This window comes from Acidisoma sp. (assembly GCF_965199065.1).
Taxonomy (GTDB): Bacteria; Pseudomonadota; Alphaproteobacteria; order Acetobacterales; family Acetobacteraceae; genus Acidisoma.
In genome coordinates, this window is sequence record NZ_CBDAQN010000003.1 from 1 (window position 1) to 15,464 (window position 15,464).

Here is a 15,464-nt window from a genome sequence, read left to right on the forward strand (position 1 = left end):
TTCGCGGGCGCCGCGGTGTGCCTGCGGGCGATGCCTTCGGCGTCCGTCATCGTGGTGGCGCTGATCTACAGCCTCGGCGCCCACGGCATCATGACGCTCAATGACTTCAAGTCGATCGAGGGCGACCGGCAGATGGGGCTCGGCTCCCTGCCCGCGAGGCTCGGCCCGGACCGCGCCTGCCGCCTCGCCTGCATCACCATGGGCGGGGCCCAGGCCGCCATCGTGGTGCTGCTCCTGGTCTGGCGGATGCCCATCCATGCCTGCATCGTGGTGGCTCTGCTGGCAGCGCAGCTCGCCCTCATGGTCCGGCTGCTGGAAGACCCTCGCGGCCGCGCCCCCTGGTACAATGCGACCGGCACCACGCTCTATGTGCTCGGCATGCTCGTAACCGCCTTCGCCTTGGCGCCGTGATGACCACGGCCCTCACCCTCTCCGGAGCAGTGTCATGAACGGCGAAACGATCTACGACACGGTTGTCGTCGGCGGAGGCCCGGCCGGGGCTACCGCCGCATCAAGCCTCGCCAAAAGCGGACGCTCCGTGCTGCTGCTCGACCGCGGGGGCCGCGTCAAACCCTGCGGCGGCGCCATCCCGCCCCGCCTCATCCAGGACTTCGCGATCCCCGACGAGTTGCTGGCGGCGCGCGTGACCTCGGCCCGGATGTTCGCCCCCTCCGACCGAATTGCCGACATGCCGATCGAGAACGGGTTCGTCGGCATGGTCGACCGGCAGGAGTTCGACGACTGGTTGCGCCGCCGCGCCGGCGCCGATGGCGCCGTGCTGCGCACCGGCCTGTTCGAGGGACTGAGCCGCGATGCCGATGGCATTGTCACCCTCGAGTGCCGGGAGAAGGGCAGCGACGGCGCCCCGTTCACGCTCCGCGCCCGCTCGGTGATCGGCGCCGACGGCGCGCGCTCGGGCGTCGCCCGCGCCGCCGGCGTGAAGGGCGCCGACCGCATGCGCTACGTCTTCGCCTACCACGAGATCGTCCGCTCGCCCACGCACGGATCATTCGATCCCGCGCGCTGCGAGGTGCATTACAAAGCCAAGGTATCGCCGGACTTCTACGGCTGGGTGTTCCCGCATGGCCCGACAACGAGCGTCGGCCTCGGCAGTGCCAACAAAGGCTTCGCGCTCCGTCGTGCGACGACCGAGCTGCGCGAGGCGACCGGGCTTGCCGGTGCCGAAACAATCCGCCGCGAAGGCGCGCCGATCCCGCTCAAGCCACTGCGGCGCTGGGATGACGGGGAGAGCGTGCTGCTCGCCGGAGACGCGGCGGGGGTCGTGGCCCCGGCCTCGGGCGAGGGCATCTATTACGCTATGCTCGGCGGGCAGCTCGCCGGCGAGGCCGTGGAGCGCTTTCTCGCCACCGGTCAAACGAGCGCGCTTCGCGATGCGCGACGCCGGTTCATGAAAAGCCACGGGCAGGTGTTTGCCGTGCTCGGCATCATGCAGCGCTACTGGTACATCAGCGACGGGCGGCGTGAGCGGTTCGTCACCATCTGCCGCGACCAGGATGTGCAGCGGCTGACCTGGGCCGCCTACATGACCAAGGAGCTGGTGCGAGCCAAGCCGCTCGTCCACCTGCGGATCTTCTGCAAGAGCATGGGCCATCTGACCGGGATCCTGTCCGCGTGATCGTCACGATCATCATTGCGGCGGTGGCGACCATCTGCGTGCTCGGCGCCGGTGGCGCTCTGACCGAAATCGGCCCCTGGTATCACAGCCTGCGCAGCCCGCCTTGGCGGCCGCCGAACTGGGCGTTCGGTCCGGTCTGGAGCACCATCGGAGTTCTGACCTGCATTGCCGCCGTACTCATCTGGCGAGCCTCTCCAACACCTTGGGACAAAACCGTCACGCTCGGGCTCTTTGCCATCAATGCCGTTTTCAACATTCTCTGGAGCCTCTTTTTCTTCAAGCTGAAGCGCCCGGACTGGGCACTGATCGAGGTCGCGTTCCTCTGGCTCTCGGTCCTGGCGCTGATCCTGGATTTCTATCCGCGCTCGCCGTTGGCGGCCGCACTTCTCGTGCCTTACCTCATCTGGGTTAGCATTGCCTCCGTTCTGAACCGCGCCATGGTCCGCCTCAATGGGCCGTTCATGGGACGAGCGGATCGCGGGCTCGTCAAAGGACAAAGCTGATGGACGCCGCGGCGCTGCAGACGGACCTCCTTGCCGCATTGACGCGGACGCGCACGGCGCCCGCTGTAGCACCGGCGTCAGTTCCCCGGCACCATCCGCAGCTGCCGCTGCGGGTCGGTACCCGTGCATCTCCGCTCGCCCTGCAGCAGACTCGCAGCTTCCTGACGCTCCTCGCCCGCGTCTGCCCGGTGCTGCACCAGATGGACGTGTTCCAGGAGCACATCATCCGCACCACGGGCGATGCCGTGCAGGATCGGCGCCTCGCCGAGATCGGTGGAAAGGGCCTCTTCGCCAAGGAGATCCACGAGGCGCTGATGGATGGACGTATCGATCTGGCGGTCCACAGCCTCAAGGATCTGGAAACGACGCTGCCGCCCGGCATCGTGCTCGCCTGCACCCTGCCGCGCGAGGATGTGCGGGACGCGCTCATCCTCAGCGACAGCTGCGATGCCCTGGATGACGACGATCCTTACGCCTGCCTGCCGCAGGGCGCTGTCATCGGCACCTGCTCCGTCCGTCGCCAGGCGCAGCTGCTGCATGCGCGGCCCGACCTCAGGATCACCATGATGCGCGGCAACGTGCATTCGCGCCTCGACAAGATCCGTCACGGCGATTGCGCCGCAAGCCTGCTGGCCATGGCCGGCCTGCGGCGGCTGGGCCTGGAAGCGGAAGCCTCGGTCGCACTTGCGCCCACGACCATGCTGCCCGCCGCCTGTCAGGGCATCGTCGGCATCACCGCGCGGGAGGACGCAACCGAACTGCGCGAACTGCTCAAGATCGTCGAGGACCGCGCAGCGCGCGTGGCGGCGACGGCGGAACGCTCGTTGCTCGGCACCCTGGACGGCTCCTGCTCCACACCGATCGGCGCTTTTGGGCAGCTTCTGACCGGCAATCGCCTGCGGCTGAGCGGGTTGCTCGCCTCCGTGGATGGCACCTTCCTGCGCCGGGCCGAGATCGAGGGCAGTGCCGTCGATGCAGCCCGCATGGGCGCGGAGCTGGGTTCCCGCCTGAAGGCAGAAGCACCCGCATCGGTCTTTGCGTGATGGCTCGTTCAGGGCCGCCGGAAACTCAGTCGAGATCGTGGCGGAGATCACTCAGAACCGCGCTGAGACGCGCAACGAGTGAGGCACGTTGCGTTGCATCCGTCTCCGCCCCGTCACGAGGTTTCTGCAGGGCGAAGACGAGGTTGAGAACCTCTCCAGTAGCAGGAAGCGCGTCTTTCCGGTCACCTGTCGCCATGACGAAGAGCAGCAGCAACGCCGTGACGGTCGTGCTCTCCAAGGCATGCGTTCGCTTCAGATTTTTGCCAAGCAAAGGCCACCATCGATCGTTGTCGTGATCATGCGGTGACGTCTCAAACAGATCGCCGTATGGACCATTCGTCATCCTACCGCCCGCCGTGTTCGCTATCCCGCGTCCCGTTCCAGACTACTGGAGATGGGGGACCTGCAGGACGTACGCCATCAGGTCTTGTGGTATTTTAATCATCTTTCGAGCCCGTGACACGAATGTCAAATAACTAATGGCCGCGCCTCGAGCGAATTTGGCGGCCGGGCGGAAGGTGATCGTCATTGGCGGCGGCTTCGGCGGTATCGCTGCCGGGTTGCGCGCCCGCGCCCTCGGCTTTGAGGTCACGCTCCTGGACCGTCTCGATCAGCTGGGCGGTCGCGGACGTGTTGTGCGGCACGACGGCTTTCACTTCGATGCAGGACCGACGGTGATCACCGCGCCGTTCCTCCTGGACGAACTTTTCGCGCTTTTCGGCGAGGACAGGCGCGACCATGTGCCTCTGCTGCCCGTGACCCCCTTCTACCGCGTCCGGTTTGTCGACGGGCGGCACTTTGACCTGACCGGCGACGCCGACGCCATGCGCGGCGAGGTCGTCCGGTTCTGCCAGCAGGATCTTCCCGGCTACGAAAAAATGCAGCGGCATTCGGCGGAATTATACCGTGTTGGCTATGAACGCTACAGCGCTCAGCCGTTCCACAAGCTCGCAACGATGATGACGGCATTTCCGGAGATCGTGAGGCTCTCGGGCCACCGGAGCGTCTACAGCATCGTGCGGCGCTATCTACGAGACGACAGCCTGCGGCGCGTCTTTTCGCTGCAACCGCTTCTCGTCGGCGGGCACCCCTTTCATACCAGTGGGCTCTACGCTCTCATCCAGCACCTGGAGCGAACGCACGGCGTCTGGTTTCCGAAAGGCGGAACAGGCGCCCTGGTGGCGGGGCTGGGCGCGCTCATGCGGCGCCAGGGCATCGCCGTCCGCCTGCAAGCCGATGTCGCCCGCCTTCTGCACGAAAACGGCCGGATCACAGGCGTGGCGCTTGCAACCGGGGAGACGCTACCCGCGGACGCCGTCATCGCCAACGCCGATGCGCCTGCAATCTACGCCGATCTTCTTCCAAGCCTGAAACGACGGCGCTGGACCGACCGGAAGCTCGACCGGCTGGACTACTCCATGGGTCTCTTCGTCTTCTATTTCGGGACCAATCGCCGCTACGAGACGACCGCGCACCACACCATCCTACTTGGTCAGCGCTACCGCGAACTGCTCGACGAAATCTTCGGCCGTGGCGTCGAGGTGCCGGACGATCTGAGCCTCTATCTCCATCGTCCCACGGCGACCGACCCCGACATGGCGCCGCCCGGCTGCGACGCCTTCTACGTGCTCGCACCAGTGCCTAATCTTCGTTCCGGGATCGACTGGGCAGTCGCGGCCCCTCGCCTGCGAGACCGGCTTGTCGCGATGATGGAAGCGCGCGAACTGCCAGAGCTTTCCGCCGCGATCGTGACCGAGAGCTGGATGACGCCGCAAACCTTCAGCGAGGAATACCGGAGCCGGCATGGGGCTGGATTCTCTGTCTCGCCACGTCTGTTGCAGTCCGCGTGGTTCCGGTTTCATAACAAGTCGGAGGAGGTTCGCGGCCTCTATCTCGTCGGCGCGGGCACCCATCCTGGGGCCGGACTGCCGGGCGTGTTGACCTCGGCCAAGGTGGTGGAGACGCTGCTCAAGGAAGACGCCCGGTAGGCAAGAAGCAAGCGGTTCTTTTTCTAAAAAAGAACCAAAAAGTTTTGGTCAGCCCGGTTGCAGCAGCACCAGGTAGACGACCTTCCAGTACGGCAGCGCGAAAAGGACGAACAAGCCGGCGACGCCTGTCCAGACAACGACCGATCCGGCAGTCAGCCACGCGCCGATTTTATGCTCGCGCCACCCATAGATCGAACCGCCGGTCAGCCAGGCCCAGATCACGAAGATGAGGACGAACCACCCGATGTACATTTTCAGTCACTCCCGTTATTAGAGAGCTGCGTGAAGAGGCGGTCGGCAAAGTGGGTCAGCTGCCAGGCCCGCTGGTCAGGAGGAATGGTGTCATCGCCATTTACAATCGGGCAGTAGGCAATGGTGAGGCCATTGACCGCGTCCGATCTCGAGACCGTGGGCGCCACGCTATGCAGCTTTTGCACGATCGCGTTCACGTTGTTAAGCATGTTCGGCATGGTGGTGGACTTCAGCAGATCCTCAAGCCCGTTTGAGTTGTCCGCAAGCGCCGTTTTCAGCTGGTCCTGCTCCAGCGTCGGGCAGCCGTCGGGCCGTTGACCGTTGGTGAAAGTGTGAGTGTCCTTGCGGATGATGTTGACGAGCAAGGGCGTCGCACTCATCGGAGCCACATTGCTCCAAGCCTGGCGGACGTAATTGGCAACCTCGGCAACCTGTTCATCGGTCATCGTGGCTCCGACCCCGGGCATCAATGCGTAGCTTCCACGCGCCTCAAGCCCTCCGAGGATGACGCGGATGACGCTCTGCGGGCCGGTTGCCGTTACCATCCCGTTGCCGTCGAGCGCCGGGATGTTGCCCTTGATCCCCTGGCCGTCCGGCTGATGGCACGCTGCGCAGTGGCTGAGATAGACCTGCTGACCAGCGAGCACCGTTGCGTTGTTCGGCCCACGCTTCCATTCGTAGTAGGCGGGCGTCGTCGGCAGGGTGTGGAGATAGGCGACGATCGCCGCGCGGTCAGAGTCGGTCAGATACTTGGTGCTGTAGTCGATCACCTCCGACATGGGTCCGGCGACGGTGCCCATGGAGGGAGAATCGCCGTCCTTGAGGAACTCCTCGATGTCGGCGTCACTGAAGCGCCCGATGCCGGTCGTGGGATCGAAACGCAGACTGGGCGCGTACCACTGCGTGATCGGCCCGCCGAGAACGTTCAGTGCTACCGCGGTGTTGCCGAGGAAGTTCCGGTGGTTGTGGCACTCGCCGCAATGCTCGAGTCCGTTGACGATATAGGCGCCACGATTTTGCTGCGCCGTCAGGTGAGGATCGGGGTGATAGCGGCTACCGAGGAAAAAGAGATTGTAGCCAGCAACAGCAGGTCGCAGGTTGAACGGAAACCAGATGTAGTTCTTCAAGCGCGGCGCGTGGATTGGTTGCAGCGAGAAGAGATAGGCCTTGATCGCCAGGATGTCGTCGTCCGGCAAGGTCGTATACCAAGGATAGGGCATCGCCGGGTAAATGTACTGCCCCTTCGGCGTGATGCCCCCGCGCATCAGGCGGATGAAGCCGGCATCCGTATAGTAGCCGATCCCGGTATTCACGTCGGGCGTAATGTTCGGCGTCGAGATCTTGCCGAAGGGCATGGCCATGTATTGGCCGCCGGCAAACTCTTTCCCGCCGTTCGCACTATGACAGCCGACGCAGTCGCCCATGGTCGTCAGGTATTTGCCCTTGGCGATGAGCGCGGCATCGGTGGACGGAGCCTGGGACGGACCCTGCCCCGCTGTCTGCAAGGGCACCTGCGTCGCGCCCCAGCCGTGAGCCGCGAGTACACCGGCCGACAGCACGATGCCAAGCGCCCCGCCGAGTAGTTTCTTGTTCATGGTGTCGCACCTCCCGACTGAGCGACGGTACCAGACAACACTGGTGCAGACAAACTTGCCTCCTTAGGGCCGGTCGCAGGCTGAAGCGATGAAGACCTCATCACAGGCGGAAGGGCGAAGGGAGGCCGCACGATTGTTTGCGCCGTCGTACCGCTTCCGTTCGTGGGGTGCGTAAGCGCCGGGTAAGTGTCCACGACATGCGCACCATAGTAGGGGGCATACGCGCCTTGGTGGCAAGTCTGGCAGTTGATTTTCGGAACATCGCCCATCGGGCCACGGCGGCCGGCGGGGAAGATATTCGTGATCGGAACCATGAAGTTGTTGTTAAGGTCGCGCACCATCTGGATACCATACCAGGCGGTCAGGCGGTTCGGCGTACCCTGGTCCCAAATCGAGAAGGCCCGGCTGTTATGGCAGTAGTTGCACCCGACGCCCAGCGAATGTGCAAAATGCATCATCAGGGCATAGGTCCAGTTGGTTTGCTCGATCGAGGTGCGGTTGCCCGCCGGCAAAGCGGTCGACCCCTGAACGTCGATCGGATCGGCGTTCAAAAGGAAGGGCGTGTAAGGATCGGAAGGCAGCGCCGACATATCTGCGGCGGGCGACGGGTAATTCTCGCCGGTCGTCGTCGCGGCAACGCCGTGCAGGCCGCCCGGCGGCAGCTGGAAGGTCCACGTATATTGCGGTGCGCCGGCGCCGCGGTGGCAAGTGCCGCAGTTGACGCCTGCAGCGCCGACGTGGCTCCGCCAGTTCTCATTGATATACTGCGTCATCAGCAGCATGTGGCGCGCTATTTCCTTCGTGTAGATCACGTCGGACGCCATGTTCGCGACCGAGTGGCAGTAGGCGCAGCCGACCTGCGGCGCGACCCACTGCGCCATCGACGCCATCACCCGCAGGAAGTCGTTGGCATCGACCGTCTTCAGCACCTGGATGTTCTTATAGACAGCGGCAGCCGGCTTGCCTGCGGGAGTGACCGCAGGATACTCGCCGGTCGGCGAATTCAGCGGCATGTTCACCTTGCTCGCCGCCAGGTTATATTGCTCGATCATTCCCGTGCCGCGTGGCCCTAGCTGGATACTTGCCATCGGCAGGGTCTGCAGCGTGCTCGCCAGGCCCCAGACGACAAGGGCCACGATAATGCCGGCGGCCCACCCGGCAGCCTTGTATGGATGGTAGCGGGCGCCGTTGAACAATCCTGAAATGAGCCATCCCGTGAGGCGGAACGGGGCCAGGAAGGGGTTCATTTCAGGACCCCCGTAAGATCGCTCGGCGGGGTGGGGATGTACGGATAGACCGCGGGATAAACCGGCGCGATGCCGTGCTTCACGCCCCAGAGATACCAATTATCGACGACGGTGCCGGTGAGCAGAATGCCGATGCCGCCGGTGAGCGGGCAGAGCACAGCGAACCACCACGCCCAACGGTGGATAGACTCGAAGGTCGCGTTGAAGCCCATTGTCCAGCGCCAGAAGATCGCGCCGCGCTCCGCGGCCGTGCCGCGATCCGTCACTAGCTCGAGCTCACGCTCGCCCCAATAGCGGCTGGTGGCCAGGATGGTGCCGCCATGCATCGCGAAGAGCAGCGTCGACCCATAGAGGAAGACGATCGAGAGCATGTGGAACGGGTTGTAATAGAGGTTGCCGGAGCGGATGGAGATCGACGCGGTCCAATCCAGATGAGGGAAGATGCCGAAGGGCACGCCCTCGCCCCACGACCCCATGAGCAGCGGCCGCAGAAAGCCGCAGACAAGATAGAGCCAGATGGCGGCGGCGAAGGCCCAGGCGACATGAGTTCCCAAACCGAGCGCGCGGGCACGACGATAGACCCGGAACCACCACAGGATGATCGAGGCGGTGAGGAAGAACCCAGCCATGAGCCACCAGCCGCCTTGATTCAAGGGCGGAATGCGCAGACCCCAGGACGGCGCCGGCGGCTCCAGCCCGAGCCAGGGCAGCAGCCGGATGAATTGCACCGGGTCCCAGTTGACCGAGGCCAGCATGTTGAGGCCGATGATCTCGAAGGCGATGAAGCCGCAAACGATGGACATGAGGCCGCAAGTGCCGAGGTAGAACGGCCCGACCTGGGCCGCCCCGATCAACCCCATCAGGTAGGAGTGGAACGGCTTAACGATCCGGTTCTCCTCGCCCCATTTAAGGGGCGCGCCCTCGTCCACCGGGCCGCGTATCTGAACGCGGTTGAAGATGTTCTGGTACTGTAAGCCGAATGCAGTGCGGTAATCGAACATCGCGCTCTATCCCCAAATCGGGAGGTTAAGCCACCAGTTCCACCACTGCGGCCAGCCATGCGTCCACAACGGGCCGCTGATGACGATGCAGACGGCGCTCCACAAGCCGGCGTTCATGGCGCAGAACCAGCCTAGCCGATGAATGCCGAGCGGGCCGATCGAATAGACAATCAGATCGCGGAAGAAACTGTCTTCATAGCCGGACGGTTTGACCGGCTCGTCGCCGCCCGGATTGAGCGCGGAGAGGATCACGCCGCCATGCATCGAGAGGATGAGGGTGGTGGTGAAGAAGAACGTCACGGCGATCATGTGCGCCGGATTGTAGTGGAACTCGAGATGCTGGTAGCCGACGTTGCTGACCCAATCCAGATGGGCCATGATCCCGTACGGGAAGCCGTTGCCCCAGGCGCCGAGCATCACGGGACGGATGACCTCCAGTGTGATGTAGGCGACGATGGCACAGGCAAAGGCGATTGGCGTGTGCAGCCCCATGCCGAGCTTGCGCGCTATCTCGATCATGCGCAGGTCCCAGGACACGAAAGCACCGATGGCGCAGAAGGTGATCCATTGCCACAATCCGCCGCTCGCAAGCGGCGCGAAGCCCAGCCCGTATTTTAGATCCGGTGGCGGAATGTTGATCTGCCAGACATTCCAGGTGGGTCCGATCGCGGCGCCATAGACGATCAAGGCGGTGCCGATCACCGTGAAGAAGATCGTGGTGACGCCAAAAAAGCCGACGTAGAACGGTCCGACCCAGAAGTCGAACAGGTCCCCGCCTATCAGCGTACCGCCACGTATGCGGTACTTGTATTCGAAATTCATCATGGCCATTGAGGCGTCTCCCCGCTCCGTTGAAGACCGGCTCTCACCGGCCCCCAACAGAACCCATGTTCAGGGTGTTTTCGTACTTGGCATAGGCGTCATCTGCTGCACCTGGGACGGGCCGCCGTAGCGATCCGCGTTCGGGCCATCCAGCCAGTTGAAGCGGCTGGTGCTCAGCAGGATGAAGTGAATGACCAGAGCGAGGATCAGCAGGAACACGAACAGCGTCGTCAGCGTCCGCCGCGGGTCGAAGAGAATCCAGACGCGATACATGGCGCCCTCCCCTCAGGTCAGCAGGACAGAAGCGGCATGGGTGCCCAGGGCCGCCAGGCCATGCAGTGCCGGATGATCCAGCAACATGCCGGTCTGATAGCCATGCACGCTGGGCAGCCAAGGCCGCCAGGCCCATGCCAGGATATGGGCAACGATCGCGATGCCCACGAAGATGAGGAAGCTGATGATGAAGATTCGGTTGAACTCCTTCGCCTCCCCCTCTGTCAGACCCGAGAGGGTCGACCGCCTTTCAAGATCGCTCGCCATGGATTTGTCTCCTCATGAAGTCGGTTAAGTCGCTGGTCACGACATGGCCATCGCAGCCAGCGAGGCAGAAACGCGGGCAGCGGTGACGCACGGCTCCGCCTCACGCCGCGCATCTTTCTCGATCCGTTCGCGCAATTGCTTGGCGGCGGAAATGCGGATGAGGAACGGCTCGGTCTCAACATGATCGTCGAACAAGGCGCGCGCCTCCGGTTCCCAGACCGGAGGGGCGTCCTCGCCACGTGCCAGCGTCGGCTCAACCTGATCGAGGTCGCGACCGAGCGGCAGCATGTTGAACAGCATGTCGAACAGGGCGTTGCAGAACTCCTGAACGAGGTAAGTGGCTCCGGCGTAGCCCATGAAGGGCGTGCCCGTGGCGCGACGGATGATCGCACCCGGAAACGAGGCCGGAATGTAGATCGAGCGCAGGCCGAGTTCGGCCGCGTAGATGCGCTCGTTGTTGGAGCCGAACAGCACCACCGGCGGGCTCTTTTTCAGAGCCTCGCGCACGCCCTGGTTGTCCGGCTTAACGCCCGGACGGCGAGCATGCGCGAAGGTGCAGGGAATACCGAGCTCCTCGGTCAGGAACTGGCGGAGACCGTGCTCGTAGGTGGCGGTCGCAACGACGGCGAAACTGGCAGTCGCGAAGAAGTCCTGCGTCACGCTGCGCCACAGGTCCCAGACCGGCTTGATCGTCGCCTGCTTCTCGCGCTCGATGAAGGGCTCGGGATCGACGCCAACGATCTGCCCTAGCGCGCGGAGAAAATTCGTCGTCGCAAAAAGACCGATGGGCGCCTGCAGATAGGGCTTCCCCAGCTCCTCGCAAAGGAGGCGGCCGAACTCGCGGTAGAGGCAGACATTGGCGACGGCGTCCGCGAGCTTTGGCGTGTCATCGAGATGCGCGCCCATCGGATAGACGAGGTTGACCTCGCAGCCGATGCCCTCGACAAGACGACGGATCTCGGCGAGGTCCGACGGCATGTTGAAGGTGCCGTGGATGGCGCCGATTATGTTGACGAGCGGCTTCTTCGGGGCGCCGGACGCGACCGCGTTCGGATCCTTGGAGTTCTTGGTGACGCGGACGCCCTTGGCCGCCTTCTTGCCGCCGAACTGGTTATAGAGCCAGAACAACGCACGGTCGGCGCACTGCCACTGGTCCTCGTCGATCGTGCGCGGGATGAAGCGGAGCAGCCCGGACCCTTCCGGCGTGACGCCGCCGCCGATCATCTCGGCGATGCTGCCGGTGACGACGACGCCCGGCATACGCCGGTCGCCGACGCTGTTCGCCTGTTTCATCGACTCTTCGGTGCCGTCGCGTGACAGCTGGTCCTCGGAAAGGCCCGTCACCGAGATTGGCAACTCATGCGGCGGAAGCGCGTCCGTGTAATGCAGCACGGCGGTGACGGGCAGGTTCTCGCAGCCGACCGGACCGTCGATGATGACGCGCAGGCCACGGAGGGCTGAGAATACGTAGACCGCGCCCCAATAGCCGCCGGCGCGATCATGATCGATGACCAACATGCTCAGGTCCCCATCGAAGCGGCGAGGCTGTTGATCTTGACCGGCTCAGCCGGTGCCGCGACCGGTGCTGCCTCGGGCGCGGTGCCGAAGAAGCTCACCATGCGAGCGAAGCGGTCCCGACCGCGGGTCTGCGCGGCAATCGAGCTTGCGAGCGCGGCGGCGCCAGGAATGCCGAACAACGGCCTAGAGGACATGATGTTTGTGAAGTACACAGCGGGGATGCCGTTCTCCTTGGCCTTCTGCACAACGGGCGTCGTGCCGATGGCGAGGTCGGGCTTGACCTCCTTCATCGCCGCGAGGTCCTGCTCCAGCGAGGCGCGGAACTGCACGTGGGCTCCGTGCGCGATCAACCAGGCACGGTCGTCCTCGTTCCAGGCTGTGCGCGGACAGGCTGTGCCGACATAAGGCACCTCGGCCCCGGCCTCGATCAGCAGACGAGCCACCAGAAGTTCGGAGCCCTCGTAGCCGGAGACGTTGATGCGCGCATCGATCCGGTTCGCCGCGAGCACGCCGCGCAACGCCGGCAAAGATGCTTGATGCGCCGCCTCGATGCGGCTGCCAGGCAAACCCGCCGCACGGCCAACGGCCGTCAGCCAGGCATCCGTGCCCTCGACACCGACGGGCCCGGAACCGACGACCGGGCGACCTGCCGCCTCGAACTCGCGGATGGAAGCCGTGTAGAAGGGATGCACCGCCGCCGCCACGTCGCAGTCGAGCGCGCCGTAGAGGTCCCGCCATTCGCGCGCCGGGATGCTCGGCGCAACGCCGAGACCCATCGGGGCGAGCAGGCCGCCGATGCTCATCGGGTCGGCGGGGAACAACTCGCCGATGAGGGCGACGGTGGGCAGCGCGCTTGCCGGACCACGGGGCCGTGCCACGGGACCGGCCTCGATCTCGGAACGCGCGGCGCGCAGCATCGCCCCCGCCAGCACGTCCTTAGCCTCGGCATGGGTCGGCACGCCGAAGCCCGGCACATCGATGCCGATGATGCGCACGCCGTCGATCTGTTTCGGCAACAGGTCGAGCGGCACACCAGAAGCGGTGGGGACGCAGAGGTTGATGATGACGACAGCGTCGTAATCCGCCGGCTTGGCAGTCTCGAATACGGCCTCGCGGATGTCCTCGTAGAGTTGACCGCGCACGAGCGTCTCGGAGTTGAACGGCACATAGCCGACGCTGCGACGCGCACCGTAGAAGCGCGAGGTGAAGGTCAGGCCATAGACGCAGCAGGCGGAGCCGCAGAGGATCGTCGCCACCCGGCGCATCCGCAGGCCGACGCGCAAGCTGCCGAAGGCCGGGCACATCGATTGCGGCTGGTCATGCGGCCCGCGCGGATAATCCGCGATCAAGCGCTCCAGCACTTCACCTTTGCCGGCGGCGGTGGCGGCGGCGAGCATCGTCTCCCGCCCGCCATGGCAGCCGCTCCCGGTGTCGGGCGGAATTGTCGGCGTTTGCATGCCGTCCATGATCAGACGCCCTCGTAGACAACTTCGAGCGACGGACGGGCGGCGGCCGCCGCGAGCCCGCCCATATCCTCCATCGTCGCCGGAAGGAGCGTCACGCCGCGGCCGACCGCCTCGCCTTTGAACAGCGCGAGCAGCCCATCCTGCGTCAGCGGGTTCGGCCGGCGCGGCGGTGCGATCGCCACTTCCTGCGCGAGCGCCGAGAACATCGGCTCCCAGCGAGAACCCTTGCTGCCGACGATTTCGTAGTTGGCGCTCTTGCGGCGGATGTCGTCATGCGCGGGGATCGCTGCGAGCACGGGAATGCCGACGGCGTCGGCAAAGGCCTGCGCCTCACCCGTGCCATCGTCCTTGTTGATGACGAGACCGGCCACCCCAACATTACCGCCGAGCTTGGCGAAGTAGTCGACCGCCGAGCAGACGTTGTTGGCGACGTAGAGAGATTGCAGATCGTTGGAGCCGACAACGATGACCTTCTGGCACATGTCGCGGGCGATCGGCAGGCCGAAGCCGCCGCAGACCACGTCGCCCAGGAAGTCGAGCAGCACGTAGTCGAAGCCCCATTCGTGGAAGCCGAGTTTCTCGAGCAGCTCGAAACCGTGGATGATGCCGCGCCCGCCGCATCCGCGACCGACTTCGGGGCCGCCCAGCTCCATGGCGAAGACGCCGTCTCGCTTGAAGCAGACATCGCCAATCGAAACCTTCTCGCCGGCGGCCTTCTTCCGCGACGACGTCTCGATGATCGTCGGGCAGGACCGTCCGCCAAAGAGCAGCGACGTGGTGTCGCTTTTCGGATCACAGCCGATGAGCAGCACCTTCTTGCCCTGCTCGGACATCGTGTAGGAGAGGTTGGCGAGCGTGAAGCTCTTGCCGATACCGCCCTTGCCGTAGATGGCGATAATTTGGGTTTCGGTCATGACAGGCTTCTCCAGTCCATGATCATTTTCAGGCAGTCGGGATCGCCGAATGCTGTGGTGTAGGCGGCTTCCGCCTCGGCAGCCGGGCTCCGATGCGTGATCAGGCCGTCGAGCGACAACGCACCCGAACCGATCAGCGTCTGCACCGCCGCAAGGTCATTAGGCCGGAATTCAGCGGCGATCCGGAACCGCGCCTCCCGCATGAAGGCGGGCGGGAAGGTGAAACTGAGCGGCGCGTGGTAAAATCCGGCGAGCACGATCTCGCCGCCGCGCGCCAGCCGCGTCACCAGCGTGTCGAGAATCGCGTGGTCGCCGCTTGCGTCATAAATTGTGCCGTAGTCGCGTCGGTCGTCATCTTCCTGTGCGATGACGGAAGTGCCGACGCGGCGGCAGGCCTGACTTTCCCAGATGGTCGGCGCCGGATGCCCGAGTGCCACGGTCACGCGCGACAAAAGACGACCCAGCACGCCATTGCCGACAACGAGTTCAGGTGGCCTCGCATCCGACAGCGCGTGATAGGCGGTGGCGGCCAGCGAAAGCAGCGCGCCGCGTTCGCCGAGATCGGCATGGATGGCGGAGACGCGAACGCCGGGCACCACCAGCCGCGCCGCAGCGCCGCCGAACAGGCCGCGAACCTCGGTGAAGCAGCGGGCACCAGGGACGAACACGAACTCGCCGCCGCGCAGGCCAGACTTTGCGCCGGCATCGATGACGCGGCCTACCGACTCGTAGCCCGGCACCAGCGGGTAGCCCATGCCGGGGAACGGCGGCATCCGGCCTGACCACAAAAGGCGCTCGGTGCCGGCGCTGATGCTGGTCCACTGGATATCGACGACGACATCCTCAGGCCCGGGCTCCGTCAGCGTGACGGTGCGAAGCGCTGCCTGACCTGGACCATCCATTACTACGGCAACCGTCTGCATGGTCGCTGTCACCCCT

At 64.7% G+C, this 15,464-nt stretch carries 17 protein-coding genes; 5 read left to right on the forward strand and 12 right to left on the reverse strand.

Annotation, left to right across the window (positions count from 1 at the left end):
* The 4 genes from ACOEQ1_RS08200 to hemC form a co-directional block, all read left to right on the forward strand.
* A partial coding sequence (locus tag ACOEQ1_RS08200; RefSeq protein ID WP_419758780.1) for a UbiA family prenyltransferase occupies window positions 1-411 on the forward strand: 411 nt, incomplete at its 5' end.
* Window positions 412-445: 34 nt separating this feature from the next.
* Complete coding sequence (locus tag ACOEQ1_RS08205) at window positions 446-1,636, forward strand: geranylgeranyl diphosphate reductase (RefSeq protein WP_419758584.1); 1,191 nt, start codon at window positions 446-448, stop codon at window positions 1,634-1,636.
* The gene (locus ACOEQ1_RS08210; RefSeq protein ID WP_419758781.1) at window positions 1,633-2,139 is read left to right on the forward strand and encodes a TspO/MBR family protein; all 507 of its coding nucleotides are present in this window, start codon (window positions 1,633-1,635) and stop codon (window positions 2,137-2,139) included. Before ACOEQ1_RS08205 ends, ACOEQ1_RS08210 begins: the two co-directional genes overlap by 4 nt.
* Complete coding sequence (hemC, locus tag ACOEQ1_RS08215; protein WP_419758782.1) at window positions 2,139-3,182, forward strand: hydroxymethylbilane synthase; 1,044 nt, start codon at window positions 2,139-2,141, stop codon at window positions 3,180-3,182. Before ACOEQ1_RS08210 ends, hemC begins: the two co-directional genes overlap by 1 nt.
* Before the next feature lie 25 nt (window positions 3,183-3,207).
* Here hemC and ACOEQ1_RS08220 read toward each other — a convergent pair whose 3' ends face one another.
* Window positions 3,208-3,420 carry a hypothetical protein gene (locus tag ACOEQ1_RS08220; RefSeq protein WP_419758587.1) on the reverse strand — a complete coding sequence of 71 codons (213 nt, stop codon included), beginning with the start codon at window positions 3,418-3,420 and terminating at the stop codon, window positions 3,208-3,210.
* A 241-nt stretch (window positions 3,421-3,661) separates the two neighbouring features.
* On the opposite strand from ACOEQ1_RS08220, the gene crtI reads away from it, so the two are divergent.
* Window positions 3,662-5,170 carry a phytoene desaturase family protein gene (crtI, locus tag ACOEQ1_RS08225; RefSeq protein WP_419758783.1) on the forward strand — a complete coding sequence of 503 codons (1,509 nt, stop codon included), beginning with the start codon at window positions 3,662-3,664 and terminating at the stop codon, window positions 5,168-5,170.
* A 48-nt stretch (window positions 5,171-5,218) separates the two neighbouring features.
* Here the strand turns inward: crtI and ACOEQ1_RS08230 are convergent, their stop codons facing one another.
* From ACOEQ1_RS08230 to bchC, 11 genes are read right to left on the reverse strand one after another with little or no spacing between them, the layout of a single operon-like run.
* Entirely contained in the window at window positions 5,219-5,422 is a 204-nt protein-coding gene (locus ACOEQ1_RS08230; protein WP_419758784.1) for a hypothetical protein, read from the reverse strand.
* A gap of 2 nt (window positions 5,423-5,424) precedes the next feature.
* Window positions 5,425-7,017, reverse strand: coding sequence for a c-type cytochrome (locus ACOEQ1_RS08235; RefSeq protein WP_419758785.1), 1,593 nt, complete (start codon window positions 7,015-7,017; stop codon window positions 5,425-5,427).
* Entirely contained in the window at window positions 7,014-8,264 is a 1,251-nt protein-coding gene (pufC, locus tag ACOEQ1_RS08240) for a photosynthetic reaction center cytochrome PufC (RefSeq protein ID WP_419758591.1), read from the reverse strand. The genes ACOEQ1_RS08235 and pufC overlap by 4 nt, the downstream gene beginning before the upstream one ends.
* Window positions 8,261-9,265, reverse strand: coding sequence for a photosynthetic reaction center subunit M (gene pufM / locus ACOEQ1_RS08245; protein WP_419758592.1), 1,005 nt, complete (start codon window positions 9,263-9,265; stop codon window positions 8,261-8,263). The genes pufC and pufM overlap by 4 nt, the downstream gene beginning before the upstream one ends.
* A gap of 6 nt (window positions 9,266-9,271) precedes the next feature.
* Window positions 9,272-10,096 (reverse strand): photosynthetic reaction center subunit L, encoded by an 825-nt coding sequence (pufL, locus tag ACOEQ1_RS08250; RefSeq protein ID WP_419758593.1) that lies wholly within the window; start codon window positions 10,094-10,096, stop codon window positions 9,272-9,274.
* A 60-nt stretch (window positions 10,097-10,156) separates the two neighbouring features.
* The gene (gene pufA / locus ACOEQ1_RS08255; RefSeq protein ID WP_419758594.1) at window positions 10,157-10,360 is read right to left on the reverse strand and encodes a light-harvesting antenna LH1, alpha subunit; all 204 of its coding nucleotides are present in this window, start codon (window positions 10,358-10,360) and stop codon (window positions 10,157-10,159) included.
* Window positions 10,361-10,372: 12 nt separating this feature from the next.
* Window positions 10,373-10,627: a light-harvesting antenna LH1, beta subunit gene (gene pufB, locus ACOEQ1_RS08260; RefSeq protein WP_419758595.1), complete on the reverse strand. Its 255-nt coding sequence runs from the start codon at window positions 10,625-10,627 to the stop codon at window positions 10,373-10,375.
* 36 nt (window positions 10,628-10,663) lie between these two features.
* Complete coding sequence (bchZ, locus tag ACOEQ1_RS08265) at window positions 10,664-12,145, reverse strand: chlorophyllide a reductase subunit Z (protein WP_419758596.1); 1,482 nt, start codon at window positions 12,143-12,145, stop codon at window positions 10,664-10,666.
* A 2-nt stretch (window positions 12,146-12,147) separates the two neighbouring features.
* Window positions 12,148-13,611: a chlorophyllide a reductase subunit Y gene (gene bchY, locus ACOEQ1_RS08270; RefSeq protein ID WP_419758597.1), complete on the reverse strand. Its 1,464-nt coding sequence runs from the start codon at window positions 13,609-13,611 to the stop codon at window positions 12,148-12,150.
* A 2-nt stretch (window positions 13,612-13,613) separates the two neighbouring features.
* Window positions 13,614-14,525 (reverse strand): chlorophyllide a reductase iron protein subunit X, encoded by a 912-nt coding sequence (locus ACOEQ1_RS08275; protein ID WP_419758786.1) that lies wholly within the window; start codon window positions 14,523-14,525, stop codon window positions 13,614-13,616.
* Window positions 14,522-15,448, reverse strand: coding sequence for a chlorophyll synthesis pathway protein BchC (gene bchC, locus ACOEQ1_RS08280; protein ID WP_419758787.1), 927 nt, complete (start codon window positions 15,446-15,448; stop codon window positions 14,522-14,524). Before bchC ends, ACOEQ1_RS08275 begins: the two co-directional genes overlap by 4 nt.
* Between the last annotated feature and the right edge of the window lie 16 nt (window positions 15,449-15,464).

Excerpts from the sequence above, each read along its gene's own strand:
- hemC (WP_419758782.1), top strand. The coding sequence starts at position 2,139 with ATGGACGCCGCGGCGCTGCAGACGGACCTCCTTGCCGCATTGACGCGG.
- bchZ (WP_419758596.1), bottom strand. The coding sequence starts at position 12,145 with ATGTTGGTCATCGATCATGATCGCGCCGGCGGCTATTGGGGCGCGGTC.
- bchC (WP_419758787.1), bottom strand. The coding sequence starts at position 15,448 with ATGCAGACGGTTGCCGTAGTAATGGATGGTCCAGGTCAGGCAGCGCTT.
- pufL (WP_419758593.1), bottom strand. The coding sequence starts at position 10,096 with ATGGCCATGATGAATTTCGAATACAAGTACCGCATACGTGGCGGTACG.
- pufC (WP_419758591.1), bottom strand. The coding sequence starts at position 8,264 with ATGAACCCCTTCCTGGCCCCGTTCCGCCTCACGGGATGGCTCATTTCA.
- bchY (WP_419758597.1), bottom strand. The coding sequence starts at position 13,611 with ATGGACGGCATGCAAACGCCGACAATTCCGCCCGACACCGGGAGCGGC.
- ACOEQ1_RS08230 (WP_419758784.1), bottom strand. The coding sequence starts at position 5,422 with ATGTACATCGGGTGGTTCGTCCTCATCTTCGTGATCTGGGCCTGGCTG.
- pufM (WP_419758592.1), bottom strand. The coding sequence starts at position 9,265 with ATGTTCGATTACCGCACTGCATTCGGCTTACAGTACCAGAACATCTTC.
- crtI (WP_419758783.1), top strand. The coding sequence starts at position 3,662 with ATGGCCGCGCCTCGAGCGAATTTGGCGGCCGGGCGGAAGGTGATCGTC.
- ACOEQ1_RS08235 (WP_419758785.1), bottom strand. The coding sequence starts at position 7,017 with ATGAACAAGAAACTACTCGGCGGGGCGCTTGGCATCGTGCTGTCGGCC.
- pufB (WP_419758595.1), bottom strand. The coding sequence starts at position 10,627 with ATGGCGAGCGATCTTGAAAGGCGGTCGACCCTCTCGGGTCTGACAGAG.
- pufA (WP_419758594.1), bottom strand. The coding sequence starts at position 10,360 with ATGTATCGCGTCTGGATTCTCTTCGACCCGCGGCGGACGCTGACGACG.
- ACOEQ1_RS08275 (WP_419758786.1), bottom strand. The coding sequence starts at position 14,525 with ATGACCGAAACCCAAATTATCGCCATCTACGGCAAGGGCGGTATCGGC.
- ACOEQ1_RS08205 (WP_419758584.1), top strand. The coding sequence starts at position 446 with ATGAACGGCGAAACGATCTACGACACGGTTGTCGTCGGCGGAGGCCCG.